Raw genomic sequence first — 16,109 nt, 5'->3', positions numbered from 1 at the left:
GGGTGGCGTCAGTTGAATGGAAAATAGACATCCGCAGTGTAATGCGAATGGGCGCGTAAGCAAACGCGTTTTTGCGGGGAGTGTTCTGAGAAAATGTCTGCCTTGCAGAGGGCGGTATTTACTGTGGATAGTGCCTCGCAGACATAAAACGTGTTGAATGAGAGTCATAAATTTAGCCGTTATAGTCGTGCCATCTTTTTCCTCGGACGATGGATCTCCATGAAAAAAACACCGACCTCAACCCCGCATGATGCGGTTTTTAAAACATTTTTACGTCATCCGGAGACTGCCCGGGATTTTCTACAGATTCATCTCCCTGATGCGTTACGCGAAATATGTGACCTGCAGACACTAAAGCTCGAGTCTGACAGTTTTATTGAGGGGGATTTACGCGCGTATTACTCCGATGTGCTGTGGTCGCTGAAAACGACGGAAGGGGATGGATATATTTACGTAGTGATTGAACATCAGAGTACACCGGATGCGCATATGGCGTTCAGGTTGATGCGCTATGCGATAGCGGCCATGCAAAAACATTTAGATGCCGGACACCCGCAATTACCGCTGGTGGTGCCGATGCTGTTTTATCACGGCGCTAAAAGTCCGTATCCCTGGTCATTGTGCTGGCTGGATGAATTTGCCAATCCAACATTGGCTCGTCGGCTTTATGCCGCAGCGTTTCCGCTGGTCGATATTACAGTTATTCCGGACGATGAGATTGTGCAGCATCGCCGTATGGCGCTGCTGGAATTAATACAAAAACATATCCGTCAGCGCGATCTTATGGGATTGGTTGAGAACATTGTTTCTCTGTTAGTTACCGGGTCCACTAATGACAGCCAGCTCAAGACGCTGTTTAATTATATTTTGCGAACCGGTGATGCACCTCGCTTCAATACGTTTATCAGTGCGATTGCCGAACGTTCACCGCAACATAAGGAGCATTTGATGACGATCGCGGACAGATTGCATGAAGCGGGATTTAAAAAAGGGTGGCTTGAAGGCAAGCTGGAAGGCAAACAGGAAGGTAAACAGGAAGGTAAACAGGAAGGGCTGATGGAGGGGCGGCGTGATGAAGCATTGCGTATTGCCCGCACCATGTTGACCGACGGTATCGATATCAACACGATACAAAAAATTACCCGACTGTCCGCTGAGGATATCCAGGGTTTAAGCCATTAGATAGAGGCGAAGCCGGGTGTGCCGATTTACTCTATCGCCACCATCACCGCCTCTCCGAGTTTCTGCATCACTTCCCGGTGCTTTTCGTCTGGTGGCAGTGCGCAGTTGATGCGTACGCAGTTGCGATACTTTCCTGACGCCGAGAACAGCGAACCTGGCGCGACCTGGATTTTCAGGCGGCAGAGCTGTTTGGCGACGCAGACCATGTCGACCAGTGGTGGCAATTCGACCCACAGCATAAAGCCGCCTTTTGGTCGGGTGACGCAGATCCCACAGGGGAAGTATTCCCGTACCCAGCAGGTGTAGATTTCCATATTGCGCTGGTAGATCTGGCGCATGCGCCGGACATGGCGATGATAATGACCCTCGCGCACAAAGGTTGCCGCCGCCAGCTGTGTGGCGGGAACGCTGGTGCCGATGACGGCGTATTTCATGTGCAGCAGTTTGTCATGATAGCGACCCGGAACCACCCAACCCACGCGCAGACCCGGTGCCACAGATTTGGTAAATGAGCTGCACAGCAGCACCCGACCGTCGCTATCCCAGGAATGAATTGTGCGTGGACGCGGATACTCCGTCGCCAGCTCGCCATACACATCATCTTCAAAAATCACAATGTCGTGACGCTGGGCGAGGGCGAGTACCGCTCGCTTGCGGGCATCCGGCATAATAAATCCGAGGGGATTATTGCAGTTGGGAACCAGCAGCACCCCTTTAATCGGCCACTGATCCAGCGCCAGCTCCAGGGCTTCAATACTGATCCCGGTATCCGGATCGGTCGGGATCTCAATCACTTTGATGCCAAGACCGCGTAGCAGCTGCATGGTGCCGTAATAGGCGGGGGATTCCACAGCGACGATATCGCCGCGCTGGCAGACCGTCAGCAGCGCCAGCGACATTCCGCTCTGGCTGCCGCTGGTGATTACGATATCGTCCGCACTGACCACCGAACCGCCGTCCAGCATCAGCCGGGCTATCTGTTGGCGCAGTTCCCGACAGCCGGGCAGCTCGTCGTAACCCAGCACCGCGCGCAGATTATGCTGCGCCACGCGGCTTAACTCGCGCCACAGCGGTTTCAGGCTGGGTTGATTAATATCGGGAACGCCGCTGCTGAAAGGGACGATTGATGTGTCTGCGTGACCTGCCAGCATGTCCAGCACCTGATCCCACTGGGTTATCTCCACCGGACGCTGTACCGGGCGCGACATTGGCGGCACCGGCGGCTGTGCTTTACGCGGGGCGACAAAATAGCCAGAGCGCGGCTGCGGGGTGATCAGCTGTCGCTGTTCCAGCATCTGATATGCCTGCTGTACGGTGCTGATGCTGACCCCATGTTCCTGACTCAGGCTGCGCACCGACGGCAGCTTTTCGCCATGGCAATACAACCCCTGCTCAATGCGTTCGGCCAGCAGACTGGCCAGATATTGGTAACGCGTCATGCTGTATCCCTCATGGGTACCATACAGATCAAAAAACCCGTACAGACTGGCGTGAAAAAGGTGATTCAGGATCCTTTTTAACCAATCTGTATGTTAAATAAAAGTACTTTGTGAATCTGTATTGTATCCCCCTGGATCCGCGAAGATAACGTCTCAGATAAGACGGGGAGGCGGGTATGGAATTTCATGAGAACAGAGCAAAGCAGCCATTTATTGGTTTGGTGCAGGTCTGGAGGGCGATTAAACGCTGGCATCTGCGGGCGCAAACGCGGCGCGTATTGCAACAGATGAGCGATGAGCGGCTAAAGGATGTCGGGCTGCGACGCGATCAGGTGGAGTAATTGTTCTTTCATCGACAGAGGCTGTCAGTGCCGGATGGCGGCGTAACCGCCTTATCCGGCCTACAAAATTTAATCCCTGATCGTCAAGTTGTGAAGCTATTTCCAACAATCTAGGTATAATCGTAAGATAATTGTAGATACATTTTTGTATATACAATTAGGGATAAAATACATGCCAATGGAGTTTGAGTGGGATGCAAACAAGGCACAAAGTAACCACCGTAAACATGGTGTTCGCTTTGAGGACGCGGTACTCGTTTTCGACGACCCCCGGCATTTGTCCAGACAGGATCGTTATGAGAACGGTGAGTACCGGTGGCAGACCATCGGTCTTGTTCATGGCATTGTGGTTATTCTGGTTGCCCATAGCGTTAGGTTTGAAAGTGGCTTTGAAGTCATTCGTATCATCAGTGCCAGAAAGGCAGATCGTAAAGAGAGGAATCGTTATGAGCATGATTAAACATAAACGTGGCAGCGCATCCGCGCTGAGTGCTCAGCATGAGGCGGAACTGAAGGCGCTGGCGAATAAACCGGATGATGATATTGATTATAGCGACATTCCGGTGACTGAAGATGAGCAGTGGTCAGAGGCTAATCGCGGTACGTTTTTCCGTCCGTTGAAAACTCAGGCATCGGTGCGCATTGATGCCGATGTGATGGAGTGGTTAAAGCGCCCCGGGAAGGGTTACCAGACGCGGCTAAATGCTATTTTGCGCGAGGCTATGCTGAGAGAGCAAAACAAGAAATAGCCCTATACCGAGGTTGTGAGTGCCGGATGGCGGCTGCGCCTTATCCGGTCTACGGGAGAAGGCTTTGTAGGCCCGGTAAGCGTAGCGCCACCGGGCAATTCAGCAGGGGATTACTTCTTCAACCCCGCAAATGCCGCCCGAATCTCGTCTTCCGGTAAATTAATGCCGATAAACACAAGCGTGCTGTGCGGCTGTTCGTCGCCCCACGGGCGGTCCCAGTCGGCGCTGTACAAGCGCTGGACGCCCTGAAACAGCAGGCGGTTGGGTTCGCCTTCGATCCACAACATGCCTTTGTAACGCAATAGTTTCTCGGCAGATTCCAGCAGCAGGTTTTCCATCACCCTGGATACGTCGCTGATATTCACCGGGTAATCAAGTTCGACGACGATCGAGGAGATATCGTTTTGTTTGTCGGCGATAAAGTGGAAACGCGGTTTGGCGCTGACCACGTTCTCTTCCAGCATAAAACCGTTGGTGTCGAACAGCTGCGCGAGGTCGATGTCGCCATGAGTGACGGTATACACCGGCGCGCGGGCGTTGATGCGCGCCAGGCGCTCACGCAGTTTCTCGCTTTCACCTGCTACGTCGGTTTTGGTCAGCAGGATGCGGTCGGCGTAGCCAACCTGCGACTGGGCGATGGTGAACTGGTTCATCTGTTCGTCGGCGTGCACCGCGTCAACCAGCGCGATCACGCCGTCCAGCAGGTAGCGTTCGCAAATCACTTCATGGGAGAAAAAGGTCTGAATAATCGGGCCGGGATCGGCCATGCCGGTGCACTCAATCACCAGACGGTCAAAATCGATCGCCCCCTTGTCGAGGTTGTCGAGCAGGTCTAACAAGGCGTCTTCCAGTTCACTGGAACGGGTGCAGCAGATGCAGCCGTTGGTCAGGGTTTTGATCTGCGTGGCGCGGTCGCCAATTAGCTGATCGTCCACCGAGACTTCGCCGAATTCGTTTTCGATAACGGCAATTTTGTAACCGTGCTGCTCGTTGAGAATATGGCGCAGCAGGGTGGTTTTACCCGCGCCGAGAAAACCGGTGAGTAGGGTGACTGCAATCGGGGTCATTCATTTCTCCTTCTAACAGCAACTGCTTCCGCCGCTACCGTAGCGGGCTTCCTGGCGCTCGCGGAAGAATTCTTCGTAGGTCATGTACGGCTTATCGGGATGGTTGGTCTTCATATGCTCGACGTAGTTGTCGTAGTCCGGAATACCAATCAGCATTTTTGCCGCCTGACCGAGATACTTTTTTGCCTGACCTAAAGTACCAAACATTCTGCCGTCCTGTTAATGAATAAAGCCGGATGGCGGCTTGCGCCTTATCCGGCCTACGTTAACTGCATTCTGTAGGCCGGGATCGCTGCGCGCCTCCCGGCATCAGGTTAGTGGTGTGAAGAGGTCTTCACGCCGCCTTCCGGCACCGGTACATACGGCGTCTCTTTATCAGAGCGGCCGTTGATGGCGCGGGCTTTCTGCCAGGTACGGAACCCGTAGAAAATGATGCTATACACCACCACCAGGAACAGAATACTCAGGCCTGCGTTGGTGTAGTTGTTGATGACGATATGGTTCATGTTGGCAATCTGCTGCGCGGTCAGTTCACCGCCGTTAGCAATCTTCTCTTTGTACTGACTTGCCATGAAGAAGAAGCCTTCCATCTGCGGGTTGGTGCTGAACAGTTTCAGACCCAGCGCCCAGGTGGTGCAGATCAGCAGCCATACGGCCGGAACCACGGTGACCCAGATGTATTTGGTGCGCTGCATTTTAACCAGTACCACGGTGCCGAGAACCAGCGCCACGGCGGCCAGCATCTGGTTAGAGATACCGAACAGCGGCCACAGGCTCTTCACGCCGCCCAGCGGGTCAACCACGCCTTGATACAGCAGGTAGCCCCACAGGCCTACGCAGCCCGCAGTACCCACAACACCGGCAACCAGGGAGTCGGTTTTCTTCAGGAACGGGACGAAGTTACCCAGCAAATCTTGCAGCATAAAGCGGCCAGAACGGGTACCGGCATCCAGTGCGGTCAGGATGAACAGCGCTTCAAACAGAATACCGAAGTGGTACCAGAAGCCCATGTCAGCCATCGGCAGCACTTTGTGGAACACGTGCGCGATACCGACAGCCAGCGTCGGTGCGCCACCGGCGCGGTTCAGAACGGACGGTTCACCAATGTCTTTCGCGGTTTGCAGGATCTGCTCAGGCGAAATCACGAAGCCCCAGGAGCTGACGGTTGCCGCTGCCTGCGCGGTCACGTCTTTCAGCTGCGCCATAATCAGCGGCGCGTTCTCGCCACCCATTTCATGCAGGTTTGGCATGGTGATGCCAAGGCCCGCAGGCGGGGTGTTCATCGCGAAGTACAGACCCGGTTCGATGATGGAGGCGGCAACCAGCGCCATAATTGCGACGAAGGATTCCATCAGCATTGCGCCATAACCAATGAAACGCGCATCGGTTTCACAGGCCAGCAGCTTCGGTGTGGTACCGGAGGCGATCAGCGCGTGGAAGCCAGACACCGCGCCACAGGCGATGGTGATGAACAGGAACGGGAACAGTGCCCCTTTCCACAGCGGACCGGTACCGTCAACGTACTGGGTCATCGCCGGCATTTTCAGCTCTGGGTTCAGGATAACGATACCGACAGCCAGACCAACAATAACGCCGATTTTCAGGAAGGTGGCCAGATAGTCGCGCGGGGCGAGGATCAGCCATACCGGCAGCAGCGCAGAGATAAATGCGTAGCCGATAAGCGTAAAGGTAATGGTGGTGTCTTTAAAGGTCAGTGCCGGGCCCCAGTACGGGTCGTGGGCAATCACGCCGCCGAAGTAAATGGAGGCAACCAACAGAACAATACCAATCACCGACACTTCGCCCACACGTCCCGGGCGCAGGAAGCGCATGTAGATCCCCATGAACAACGCGATTGGTACGGTTGAGCAGACGGTGAACACACCCCACGGGCTTTCCGCCAGCGCTTTCACCACGATCAGCGCCAGCACTGCCAGGATGATAATCATGATTAAGAAGCAGCCGAACAGTGCGATGGTTCCCGGTACCGGGCCCATCTCTTCTTTGATCATCTCACCGAGAGACGCGCCGTTACGACGAGAAGAGATAAACAGCACCATGAAGTCCTGCACTGCACCGGCCAGCACCACGCCCGCCAGCAACCACAGCGTACCCGGCAGGTAGCCCATTTGCGCGGCCAGTACCGGTCCAACCAGCGGACCTGCCCCGGCGATAGCAGCAAAGTGGTGACCGAACAGGACGTTACGGTTGGTTGGGACGTAGTTCAGACCGTCGTTGTTGATGACCGCCGGCGTGGCACGCGTGGGGTCAAGTTTCATCACTTTCTGGGCGATGTACAGACTGTAGTAACGATAGGCCACCAGATAAACAGAGACAGAGGCGACCACGATCCACAGGGCGCTGATGTGTTCACCCCGACGTAATGCCACTACCGAGAGGCAAAATGCACCGATGATTCCGAGAATCACCCAGGGTATGTGCTTGAATATCTTTTTCGTATCCATAGTAAAACCTGGTATCTAATTAATAATTGGCCGAAGCCGCGTGAGTTTGAGTGTGTGTTTGAGGAGATAAGTTGACTGCTACGTTGGGAGGATCTTGCCAGAGAATTACGCGCGTAAAGTAAGGTAAATATGTGAGTGGTTATATGTCAGCTTAAGCGGTCCCAAGTGTCAGTGAGCGGTTCCGGGGAGCGGTAAATGGGGATGATTATGTGATTGAGATCACTAAAAAACTCCTTTAGAGCCCTTACGGAAGGTGGTATCGCCGATTCGTCGATGCTGCGATCGATTCAGGAAGCACGAATTCCGTAAAGTTTTCTCTTTTCAGGCCGAAAATTCTGACATCTGTCTAGCGGAAAGAGAAAACATGTTAAAACGAATGAAGATTGTTACCAGCTTACTGCTGGTATTGGCGCTGTTTGGCCTTTTACAACTGGCCTCGGGCGGGTTGTTCTTTAATTCACTGAAGAATGACAAGGAGAACTTTACCGTTCTGCAAACCATTCGCCAGCAGCAGTCTGCGCTGAATGCGACCTGGGTTGAACTGCTGCAAACGCGAAATACCCTGAACAGGGCAGGGATCCGCTACATGATGGATCAGAGCAATATCGGCAGCGGCGCCACCGTGGCGGAGCTGATGCAGGTGGCGAGCACTGCGCTGAAAATGACTGAGAAAAACTGGGCAACCTATGAATCGCTGCCGCGCGATCCGCGTCAAAGCGAAGCCGCGTTCCAGGAGATCAATCGTACCTATGACATCTACCACGGCGCGCTGGCGGAGCTGATCCAGTTGCTGGGCGACGGCAAGATCAATGCGTTCTTTGATCAGCCGACGCAAAGCTATCAGGATGGCTTTGAGAAGCAGTATATGAACTACATGCAGCAGAACGATCGTCTGTATGACATTGCGGTTGAAGATAACAACAGCTCTTACAGCCAGGCGATGTGGGTGCTGGCTTGCGTGCTGATTACCGTGCTGGCGGCCATTATCGCCGTCTGGTTTGGCATTAAGTTCTCGCTGATCGCCCCGATGAACCGCCTGATTGACAGCATTCGTCATATTGCCAGCGGTGACCTGGTGAAGCGCATCGACGTGGAAGGCTCCAACGAGATTGGGCAACTGGCCGAGAGCCTGCGCCACATGCAGAGTGAGTTGATGAGCACCGTGGGTGATGTGCGTAACGGTGCTAACGCCATTTACAGCGGTGCCAGCGAGATTGCGATGGGCAATAATGATCTCTCGTCACGTACTGAGCAGCAGGCGGCTTCGCTGGAAGAAACCGCGGCCAGCATGGAAGAGTTGACGGCAACCGTGAAGCAGAACGCCGAAAACGCCCGTCAGGCCAGCCATCTGGCGCTGAGTGCCTCTGAAACGGCGCAGAAAGGCGGCAAAGTGGTGGACAATGTGGTGCAAACCATGCGTGACATCGCCTCCAGTTCGCAGAAAATTGCCGACATTATTAGCGTGATCGACGGCATTGCCTTCCAGACTAACATTCTGGCGTTGAACGCCGCAGTAGAAGCGGCACGCGCAGGTGAGCAGGGCCGTGGATTTGCGGTGGTCGCCGGTGAAGTCCGTAACCTGGCCCAGCGCAGTGCGCAGGCCGCGCGCGAGATCAAGAGCCTGATTGAAGACTCGGTCAGCCGCGTGGATGTCGGTTCAACGCTGGTTGAAAGCGCCGGTGAAACCATGGATGAGATCGTCAATGCGGTGACCCGCGTGACCGATATCATGGGGGAAATCGCCTCCGCGTCTGACGAGCAAAGCCGTGGTATCGATCAGGTCGGTCTGGCCGTTGCCGAGATGGATCGTGTAACCCAACAGAACGCCTCGCTGGTGGAAGAGTCCGCTGCCGCCGCGGCGGCGCTGGAAGAACAAGCCAGCCGTTTGACCCAGGCCGTTGCCGTGTTCCGTATTCAGCACGATCAAAAGCGTCCGCGTGATGTTGCTGCCGTAAAACCGGCATCGACAACCACCCAGCCGCGTAAAGCCGTGGCGACGGATGCGGGTGAGAACTGGGAAACGTTCTAAGCCTGTGATGCCGGATGGTGCTATTGCTCATCCGGCTTACCGGGAAGGTATGTGTAGCCCGATGCTATCGGGCTACACGTCATTACTCCTGACGCGGGTCGCTAATCGGCTGGCGAACCAGGAAGATATAAGCGAACGCCCCTACCATCGTCACGCAACCACAGATAATCAGCGCCAGACGGAAAGAGTTGGTGGTATCCACGATAAATCCGGTGACAATCGGTGCGAACGACGCACAGATAAAGCTGGCAAAGTTCTGAATACTGCCCACGGATGCGGTCATACGGGAAGCCACTGCGACGTGGATCAAACCCCAGCAGGACGTGCCGGCGAAGTGGATGCAGAACAGCGCCATCCCAATCAGTAACACGGCGGCCATTGAGGTTGTCGCCTGCGGTACCACGAAGGTGAATGCAGCAGAGCAGAACATCCCGGCAATGATACAAATCTTACGACTCTTAATCGGCGCCATGCCGCCTTTCACCAGCCAGTCGGTGACAAAACCGTTAATCAGCATGCCAGCTGCGCCAAACAGGAACGGGATCGCGGCCATGAGCCCGGTACTTTTTAAATCCAGGTTATAGGACGTTTGCAGGTAACCCGGCAGCCAGGCCAGATACAACCATGCCGTGTAGTTGATGCCGCTAAAGCCCAGCATCATGCCCCACATGGTACGGTTACGGAACAGGCTGCGCCATTCGGCAAAGCTCAGCGGATCGCGGCGGGCATTGACGCTACCGGCGTTCAGGTACGCTTGTTCGGTGGCGCTCAGTTCAATCTGCTCGCGGTTGCGATACAGCATGTACCAGCCGATGGCGAGGAAAATACCCAGTACGCCGATAGTGATAAACATCCAGCGCCAGCCCATCACCAGCATCATCGCGGCCAGAATCGGTGGGCTAATGGCGACACCAATCGTTGAGGCAGCGTTGAATAACCCCATTGGGCGGCCGCGCTCTTTAATGTTAAACCAGTCGTTGATCACCTTCACGCCGCACGGGTTCATTGGCGCTTCACCAATCCCCATCCCGATACGTACTAGCACAAACTGAGTGAAGGTATGTACCATGCCGGACATCGCCTGAAAGAGCGACCAGAAGAACATGCCTAGCCCCAGCATAATGCGCGGGCCTTTGCGATCCAGCAGCGGACCGCAGGGCAGTTGCGCAATACCGTAAGCGAGAGAGAACACGGACAGCAGGATGCCTATTTCGGTTGCGCTGAGTCCCAGTTCTTCACGAATTGTCAGGTTAGCTACTGACAGTGAACTGCGGTCGAGATAATTAATGACCGCCGCAAAAAATAATAAAATCATTGCTGTGGTCTGAATTCGTTTTATTCGACTGCTGCGTTGCACCATGCCGTCTGGCGGAACATTAATATCCGCAGATGACGAGGTGCCAAACGAAGAACTCGGGTCGAGGGTAATATTATTTTTTTCCACGCCGGACTCCTGAACCTCAATAATTTATTTTTACACGGTGCCAGACCGTGCTGTATTGAAAAATACCAGTGATAAATCACGTTATTCATCACCGCTCACGAAATTTTTTTAATGCAGTCGACTTAGCGTGAGCATAGGCAAGAGGTTTTTTCTGGCGTTTTTATTTTTATAAAATCGTGCTCCCGGTAGTGGTTTGCTGTTTTTTATCCGTTCTTAATGGGTGCTGTCACTGGTTTGGTTGATAGAGCGAATCATCGATTGTTTGGCTGAATTCAAATGGTTACAGAGTGCCAGGGTGGCATCCAGGTCGCTGCGGCAGATCAGCGCGCTGAGAATGGTCATATGCTCATCGATGGCAATGATGTTGCGCTGCTTGAGGTCGCTTTCGTCCCACTGATAGTGGAAGTGGAAAATCACAGAAATTATCTCAAGTGACTGATTGAAAAAGATATTATCAGCAGCAGAAAGCAGCAGAGCGTGGAACTCGCGGTCTAACTGCGAGAACATACGAAAGCTACTGCCAATGCTGTCGCGCAGCATCCGGTGGCGCTCGAGCAGCGTTTTGGCCTGTAGCCAGCGCGGGTCGTTGTCGGGCAGATTCAGGAAATGCTGCAAAGAATGCGTTTCCAGCATTTCGCGTAGTTCGAACAGTTGTTCGGCATAGGCTTGATCAAACTGTTTCATGCTCCACTGACCACGTTTTTCGTTTTTAATCAGGTTGTAACGTTCGAATTTTAAAAGGTATTCCCGCACAACGACCGGGCTGACGCCCGCTGCTCTGGCAAGCTGCAGCTCGGAGAACGTTTCGCCTGCGCGCAACTGGCGCTGGTTAATCATAGTGAAAAAGGCCTGTTCAAAAATACGATTTTGCTCAGCCATGGAGGCCGTAGTGCAATCAAAACCGTCGTCATGATCCGGTTTGCGTACGATTACGTAGTGGCTACCCACCTGCGTCAGCACACCGCATTCAGCTAAATGGCCCAGCATATGGCGCACGGTGGTGCGGCTGATGTTGTACATCTCTGCCAGCGCGCTTTGCGAAGGAAGTGGGGAAGGAATATGACCCCGCGCCATATCATCAATTATCTGGTTAATCACATTGTGGCGTAGATTCTGTGAACGGCTCATGGCGTCTCCTTTTTACCTATTAAAACCCGATTTAAAACATTTTTATGCGTTGGGTTTCACAGATTATGTTTCTGCTTGCGCCAGCATTTTTATTTTCATCGATATCTGAGGCAACAAAAAAACAGGAGAGCAGAATCATGTCTACGATGAATACACTGATTTGCCAGGAACCCAAAAAATTAGTCTGGAAAGAACGTGATATACCTATTCCGGGTAATGGCGAAGCATTAATAAAAATAAAGTCTGTCGGGATTTGTGGGACCGATATTCATGCGTGGGGTGGCAATCAACCTTTTTTCAGCTATCCACGCGTATTAGGCCATGAAATATGTGGGGAAGTTGTCAGTCTGGGGCGGAATATACAAAATCTGGAAATAGGCCAGCAGGTTGCGGTTATTCCTTACGTTGCGTGCCAACAGTGCCCGGCGTGCCAGAGCGGGCGCACCAACTGCTGCGAGAAGATTTCGGTGATTGGCGTGCACCAGGATGGGGGCTTCAGCGAATACCTGTCCGTGCCGGAGACCAACTTGCTGGATGCGCAGGGCATTGATCCGCAGGCGGCGGCGCTGATCGAACCGTATGCCATCAGTGCACATGCTGTGCGTCGGGCTGCCGTGGTGCCTGGCGAGCAGGTGCTGGTGGTGGGAGCGGGGCCGATTGGTCTTGGCGCAGCGGCGATTGCCAAAGCCGATGGTGCACAGGTGGTGGTGGCGGATACCAGCCCTGCCAGGCGGGAGCATGTAGTCTCCCGCTTAGGATTACCGGTTATCGATCCCTCTGCTGAGGATTTTGACGCGCAGCTACGCGCGCAGTTTGACGGTTCTCTGGCGCAAAAAGTGATTGATGCGACGGGGAATCAGCATGCAATGAACAACACGGTGAATTTGATTCGTCACGGCGGCAGCATTGTGTTTGTTGGGCTGTTCAAAGGTGATTTGCAGTTTTCTGACCCAGAATTCCACAAGAAAGAAACCACCATGATGGGCAGTCGCAACGCCACGCCGGAAGACTTTGCCAAAGTCGGTCGCCTGATGTCGGAAGGTAAGCTGACGGCGGACATGATGCTGACTCACCGTTACGCGTTTGCCACGCTTGCAGAGATCTACGAGCGGGATGTGATCAACAACCGTGAACTGATTAAGGGCGTGATCACCTTCTGATAAGGTTGCCATGCAGCGCCCGGAGGTGTGTTGGGCGCTGTTTTTTTTATCCTTGCAGGTCCACGATTTTGATTTCAACCATTCCGATCCCCAGCTTACGCGGAGAGTGGCCCAGAATGTTGCCCTCGTTGGTAGCGACGGGATCGGGTGGGATAATGACCAGCGTGTCGGCGTCTGCTGGGTTATCAAAATGCAGCGTGGTGGTGCTGACGTCATGGCTTAACACCAGCGTTTGTTCCTCGTTGCCGATGCGTACCGGGATGGGACGATTGGCGTTGTCACCGAACGCTTTGGCAGTGATCACCAGATCGAATTTCTTCGGTAACGGGGCGTTGTATTCGATCTTTACCTCGTCACTCAGCTGCGCGTTGGACCAGCGCCCCCAGGATTCGGGGCGCGAAATCCCGCTAAATTGTTTCACCTCTTCTGGCGCGCCGGCCACGTTAAAGACGAAGCTGTCGGCCTTGTAGCGAATATCGTTATCAACAATTTTCAGCGTATCGACGTTACCTTTGTAGCGCTCCATATCGATCACCGTGTCTTTAAACGCGGTTTTACCTTGCCATTTGGCTTTATCGACGTGTTGTACAATTTGCTGCCCGCCCAGTTGCCCTTGTGATACACACCAGTCGGTGGAGAGCGCCAGTTCCGGTGCCCACAGCTGGGCCATTTTGTAGCAGCGGTCTATCCAGACAAAGTTATCGCGCGGGGCGAAATCCGCCAGCTGGAAGCGCAGCGGGGCAGAGTATTCACTTTCCGGCAGTGGCTCAACGCGTTGCTCCGACACGCGCAGCAGCAGCGGCAGGCGGAAGTGACTGCCGGAGAACGCGATCATGCTTTTGTCCGTGTCGACGGTGAATGCTTTCATCTCTTTGGGGAAATTCCACAGGCGAATAATATCGGGCTTCCAGGCCAGCATTTTCTCTTTGATGTTCAGGAATACTTCTGACACGGACTCGCTCGACAAGCTACTGCGTCCTAGACCGATAAAGTTATCGCCGCCGAGAATATCCAGGACGGTCGCGCCGTTATCCATCGTGTTGCGTTTCACCGCCAGCGTATCCTGCTGCGGCTTGTCGCCGCGTAGCACGAAGAACAGGTTGTTGCGATCCTGCTTGTTCAGGTATTTCCAGGCGGTGTTGTTCATCGCCAGATGATCGGAGGACACCACAATAACGGTATCTTTAAACCACGGTGACGCTTTGATCTTATTAATAAACGCGGCAATGTTTTCCTGACTACAGCTGACTGCGCTAAATGACTGATTGGCTTTGCCATCGATGTCATAGCGTTTGTGGTTGCAGGTGCGCGAAATAAATCCATCCGGGTGATGAGTATCGACCGTCAGAGTAAACAGTGAAAAACGTTGACCAGACTGTGAAAGCTCTTCGAATTTTTTCCACGCTTCATCAAGGACGGTATCGTCGTAAAAGCCCCAGTCATTACGATAGGCCGGGTCCGCTACTACGCCTTTTAACTCTTCTGCGCCGTACAGATGATCAAAACCATGGGATTTCAGGAACACGTCTTTCCCGGCAAAGCGCAGATTTGCGCCCTGTACAAAGACGTTTTGATAGCCGGAGTTCTTCAGGATGTCGCCCAGGCAAATATTGTTTGGAAAGAAGCTGGAAACTGATGCCGAGGCGTTACCTTCAAACGGAGCAAACAGCGGAATGCCGCACTGTGAAGCGACCATGCCGGCGATGGTGTAATCCGTTCCCGGCAGCTGCATAGTATTGCTGAAATCCATCCCTTCGTTTTTTAATGCCCCGAGCTCCGGGGTCAGATCCGGGAATGCATCATTGTTAAAATAGGTGCGCTCCAGGCTTTCGCCGTAGATATATACCAGGTTCAGCTTCGGGTTGGGAATGGTTTTTGACGGCTCTTTGTAATACGCCGCAAAATCCGGGTCGCCATCGCGCGACTGGGATTTCACCAGTTCGGTTATCTGATGAAACGCCGGGCTGGCATCCACCGACGCCAGCGCCAGCAGCAGAGCCAGCAGGCTGTAACCCACGTGATGAGGATGGTGGCGACGACGGCGAAGCACCCAACCCAGCGCGCCAAACACGGCGGCCAGCGCCAGTGCAATCCCAATGCCGGGCAGAACATATTTGCCAAGGCCCGCGCCGGTCAGACTGTTGGTCAACGTGTACAGCACTGCGTCGTTGATGCCGTCGCCGGTGAAATAGTCGCTGGCATACAGCGTGATATTCAGGACAATAAAAATCCCCAGCACCGTTAACGTGGCGGCAAACCACCAGGTGTTGCGACCCGCTTTCCAGGCGTAAATCAACACCGACGCGAGAAACAGAGTGATGGAGAATAATTCAGACAACGGACGATCCTCAGTAAGCCGGGTAAATACCTGGCAGGCTAATCATTTCTGGAAAGTACAATGTAATAGCGTTGTTACATTGCTGCAATTGTAGTGACATTTAATTACGTTGTTATTCAGAATTGGTTTAGATATGCAGGGTGTTGAAGGGGATTACTGATTATTTTGAGGAATGTTTGCGGGACATAAATTGATACCGCGCAGGTTGTGAAAAACCGTGCGCGGCATTTGTGCATCAGGAAATGAAGTTCATACCCTGTTTTAACACCAGATCGCAGGCCTTGGTTTTGACTTGCTTTGCCAGCGAGCTGTTACCAATCGTATCCAGATTTAGCTGTTGACCATCTTTGGCATTGAGCATGCCCTGAATGCCGTCCAGATAGTTGGTGTCTTTTTTCTGCTCCGTTGCGCCCAGGCCTAGTTTATCCAGCACCTGATTTTTGACGTTTTCGGTATCGGTGACCGAAGCCAGTTTCTGTTTCGCACAATATTCCAGAATCCCGGCTGCGTTGTTCATACTGCTGGACGTGAGCGACTGATTACTGCCGAGCAGGCTGGTCAGGGAAGAAAGTGAGCTGCTGCTCTGAGAGCCAGAGGTTTGCTTACTCAGTTCGCCAGCCGCGCTGGAGAGTGAATCCTGCCAGGAGGCGGCGAAAACGCTGGTGGCGATCAGCGTGCTGGCGGCAACCGCACAGCACAGAAATCGTTTTGTTGCTTTCATCATTATCATTATCATTATAGGTAACTCGTGTTATGCCTTTTCAGCG

14 protein-coding genes are annotated in these 16,109 nt (G+C 53.5%); 6 read left to right on the top strand and 8 right to left on the bottom strand.

What is annotated here, in order from left to right; genetic code table 11:
• The first annotated feature begins 219 nt into the window (after positions 1–219).
• Complete coding sequence (locus FDX22_RS18315; RefSeq protein ID WP_146717582.1) at positions 220–1,182, top strand: Rpn family recombination-promoting nuclease/putative transposase; 963 nt, start codon at positions 220–222, stop codon at positions 1,180–1,182.
• Between the two features lie 26 nt (positions 1,183–1,208).
• Here the strand turns inward: FDX22_RS18315 and FDX22_RS18310 are convergent, their stop codons facing one another.
• Positions 1,209–2,621, bottom strand: coding sequence for a PLP-dependent aminotransferase family protein (locus FDX22_RS18310; RefSeq protein WP_146717581.1), 1,413 nt, complete (start codon positions 2,619–2,621; stop codon positions 1,209–1,211).
• Positions 2,622–2,797: 176 nt separating this feature from the next.
• On the opposite strand from FDX22_RS18310, the gene FDX22_RS18305 reads away from it, so the two are divergent.
• The 3 genes from FDX22_RS18305 to FDX22_RS18295 all read left to right on the top strand — a co-directional run bounded on the left by FDX22_RS18305 (position 2,798) and on the right by FDX22_RS18295 (position 3,711).
• On the top strand, positions 2,798–2,962 hold the full coding sequence (locus FDX22_RS18305; protein ID WP_117342370.1) for a DUF1127 domain-containing protein: 165 nt from the start codon (positions 2,798–2,800) through the stop codon (positions 2,960–2,962).
• Between the two features lie 172 nt (positions 2,963–3,134).
• Positions 3,135–3,422, top strand: a complete 288-nt coding sequence (locus FDX22_RS18300) for a BrnT family toxin (RefSeq protein WP_117342369.1) — start codon at positions 3,135–3,137, stop codon at positions 3,420–3,422.
• Positions 3,409–3,711: a BrnA antitoxin family protein gene (locus FDX22_RS18295; RefSeq protein WP_117342368.1), complete on the top strand. Its 303-nt coding sequence runs from the start codon at positions 3,409–3,411 to the stop codon at positions 3,709–3,711. Before FDX22_RS18300 ends, FDX22_RS18295 begins: the two co-directional genes overlap by 14 nt.
• Before the next feature lie 110 nt (positions 3,712–3,821).
• Here the strand turns inward: FDX22_RS18295 and yjiA are convergent, their stop codons facing one another.
• From yjiA to btsT, 3 genes are all read right to left on the bottom strand, one after another.
• Positions 3,822–4,778, bottom strand: a complete 957-nt coding sequence (gene yjiA, locus FDX22_RS18285; protein ID WP_146717580.1) for a GTPase — start codon at positions 4,776–4,778, stop codon at positions 3,822–3,824.
• 12 nt (positions 4,779–4,790) lie between these two features.
• Complete coding sequence (locus FDX22_RS18280) at positions 4,791–4,985, bottom strand: YbdD/YjiX family protein (protein WP_003830038.1); 195 nt, start codon at positions 4,983–4,985, stop codon at positions 4,791–4,793.
• A gap of 107 nt (positions 4,986–5,092) precedes the next feature.
• Entirely contained in the window at positions 5,093–7,243 is a 2,151-nt protein-coding gene (gene btsT / locus FDX22_RS18275) for a pyruvate/proton symporter BtsT (protein ID WP_135912629.1), read from the bottom strand.
• A 364-nt stretch (positions 7,244–7,607) separates the two neighbouring features.
• On the opposite strand from btsT, the gene tsr reads away from it, so the two are divergent.
• A complete protein-coding gene (gene tsr, locus FDX22_RS18270) occupies positions 7,608–9,272 on the top strand; it encodes a methyl-accepting chemotaxis protein (RefSeq protein WP_115259543.1) in 1,665 nt (554 codons plus the stop codon).
• An 82-nt stretch (positions 9,273–9,354) separates the two neighbouring features.
• Here tsr and FDX22_RS18265 read toward each other — a convergent pair whose 3' ends face one another.
• Both FDX22_RS18265 and FDX22_RS18260 read right to left on the bottom strand, forming a co-directional pair.
• On the bottom strand, positions 9,355–10,716 hold the full coding sequence (locus FDX22_RS18265; protein WP_096758428.1) for an MFS transporter: 1,362 nt from the start codon (positions 10,714–10,716) through the stop codon (positions 9,355–9,357).
• 213 nt (positions 10,717–10,929) lie between these two features.
• Positions 10,930–11,844: a GntR family transcriptional regulator gene (locus FDX22_RS18260; protein ID WP_096758427.1), complete on the bottom strand. Its 915-nt coding sequence runs from the start codon at positions 11,842–11,844 to the stop codon at positions 10,930–10,932.
• A gap of 137 nt (positions 11,845–11,981) precedes the next feature.
• On the opposite strand from FDX22_RS18260, the gene FDX22_RS18255 reads away from it, so the two are divergent.
• A complete protein-coding gene (locus FDX22_RS18255; RefSeq protein WP_096758426.1) occupies positions 11,982–13,004 on the top strand; it encodes a zinc-binding alcohol dehydrogenase family protein in 1,023 nt (340 codons plus the stop codon).
• Positions 13,005–13,050: 46 nt separating this feature from the next.
• Here the strand turns inward: FDX22_RS18255 and opgB are convergent, their stop codons facing one another.
• Positions 13,051–15,342 carry a phosphatidylglycerol--membrane-oligosaccharide glycerophosphotransferase gene (opgB, locus tag FDX22_RS18250; RefSeq protein WP_146717579.1) on the bottom strand — a complete coding sequence of 764 codons (2,292 nt, stop codon included), beginning with the start codon at positions 15,340–15,342 and terminating at the stop codon, positions 13,051–13,053.
• 235 nt (positions 15,343–15,577) lie between these two features.
• Positions 15,578–16,066: a DUF2501 domain-containing protein gene (locus FDX22_RS18245; RefSeq protein ID WP_146717578.1), complete on the bottom strand. Its 489-nt coding sequence runs from the start codon at positions 16,064–16,066 to the stop codon at positions 15,578–15,580.
• Positions 16,067–16,109 lie beyond the last annotated feature (43 nt).

The organism is Citrobacter sp. TBCS-14 (genome assembly GCF_005280805.1).
GTDB classification, from domain to species: Bacteria; Pseudomonadota; Gammaproteobacteria; order Enterobacterales; family Enterobacteriaceae; genus Citrobacter; species Citrobacter gillenii.
Note: the sequence above shows the minus strand (reverse complement) of the source record. Positions and strands in the feature narration are given on the sequence as shown.

Excerpts from the sequence above, each read along its gene's own strand:
- FDX22_RS18255 (WP_096758426.1), top strand. The coding sequence starts at position 11,982 with ATGTCTACGATGAATACACTGATTTGCCAGGAACCCAAAAAATTAGTC.
- FDX22_RS18305 (WP_117342370.1), top strand. The coding sequence starts at position 2,798 with ATGGAATTTCATGAGAACAGAGCAAAGCAGCCATTTATTGGTTTGGTG.
- FDX22_RS18245 (WP_146717578.1), bottom strand. The coding sequence starts at position 16,066 with ATGATGAAAGCAACAAAACGATTTCTGTGCTGTGCGGTTGCCGCCAGC.
- tsr (WP_115259543.1), top strand. The coding sequence starts at position 7,608 with ATGTTAAAACGAATGAAGATTGTTACCAGCTTACTGCTGGTATTGGCG.
- FDX22_RS18315 (WP_146717582.1), top strand. The coding sequence starts at position 220 with ATGAAAAAAACACCGACCTCAACCCCGCATGATGCGGTTTTTAAAACA.
- FDX22_RS18300 (WP_117342369.1), top strand. The coding sequence starts at position 3,135 with ATGCCAATGGAGTTTGAGTGGGATGCAAACAAGGCACAAAGTAACCAC.
- FDX22_RS18260 (WP_096758427.1), bottom strand. The coding sequence starts at position 11,844 with ATGAGCCGTTCACAGAATCTACGCCACAATGTGATTAACCAGATAATT.
- FDX22_RS18280 (WP_003830038.1), bottom strand. The coding sequence starts at position 4,985 with ATGTTTGGTACTTTAGGTCAGGCAAAAAAGTATCTCGGTCAGGCGGCA.
- btsT (WP_135912629.1), bottom strand. The coding sequence starts at position 7,243 with ATGGATACGAAAAAGATATTCAAGCACATACCCTGGGTGATTCTCGGA.
- yjiA (WP_146717580.1), bottom strand. The coding sequence starts at position 4,778 with ATGACCCCGATTGCAGTCACCCTACTCACCGGTTTTCTCGGCGCGGGT.
- FDX22_RS18295 (WP_117342368.1), top strand. The coding sequence starts at position 3,409 with ATGAGCATGATTAAACATAAACGTGGCAGCGCATCCGCGCTGAGTGCT.
- FDX22_RS18310 (WP_146717581.1), bottom strand. The coding sequence starts at position 2,621 with ATGACGCGTTACCAATATCTGGCCAGTCTGCTGGCCGAACGCATTGAG.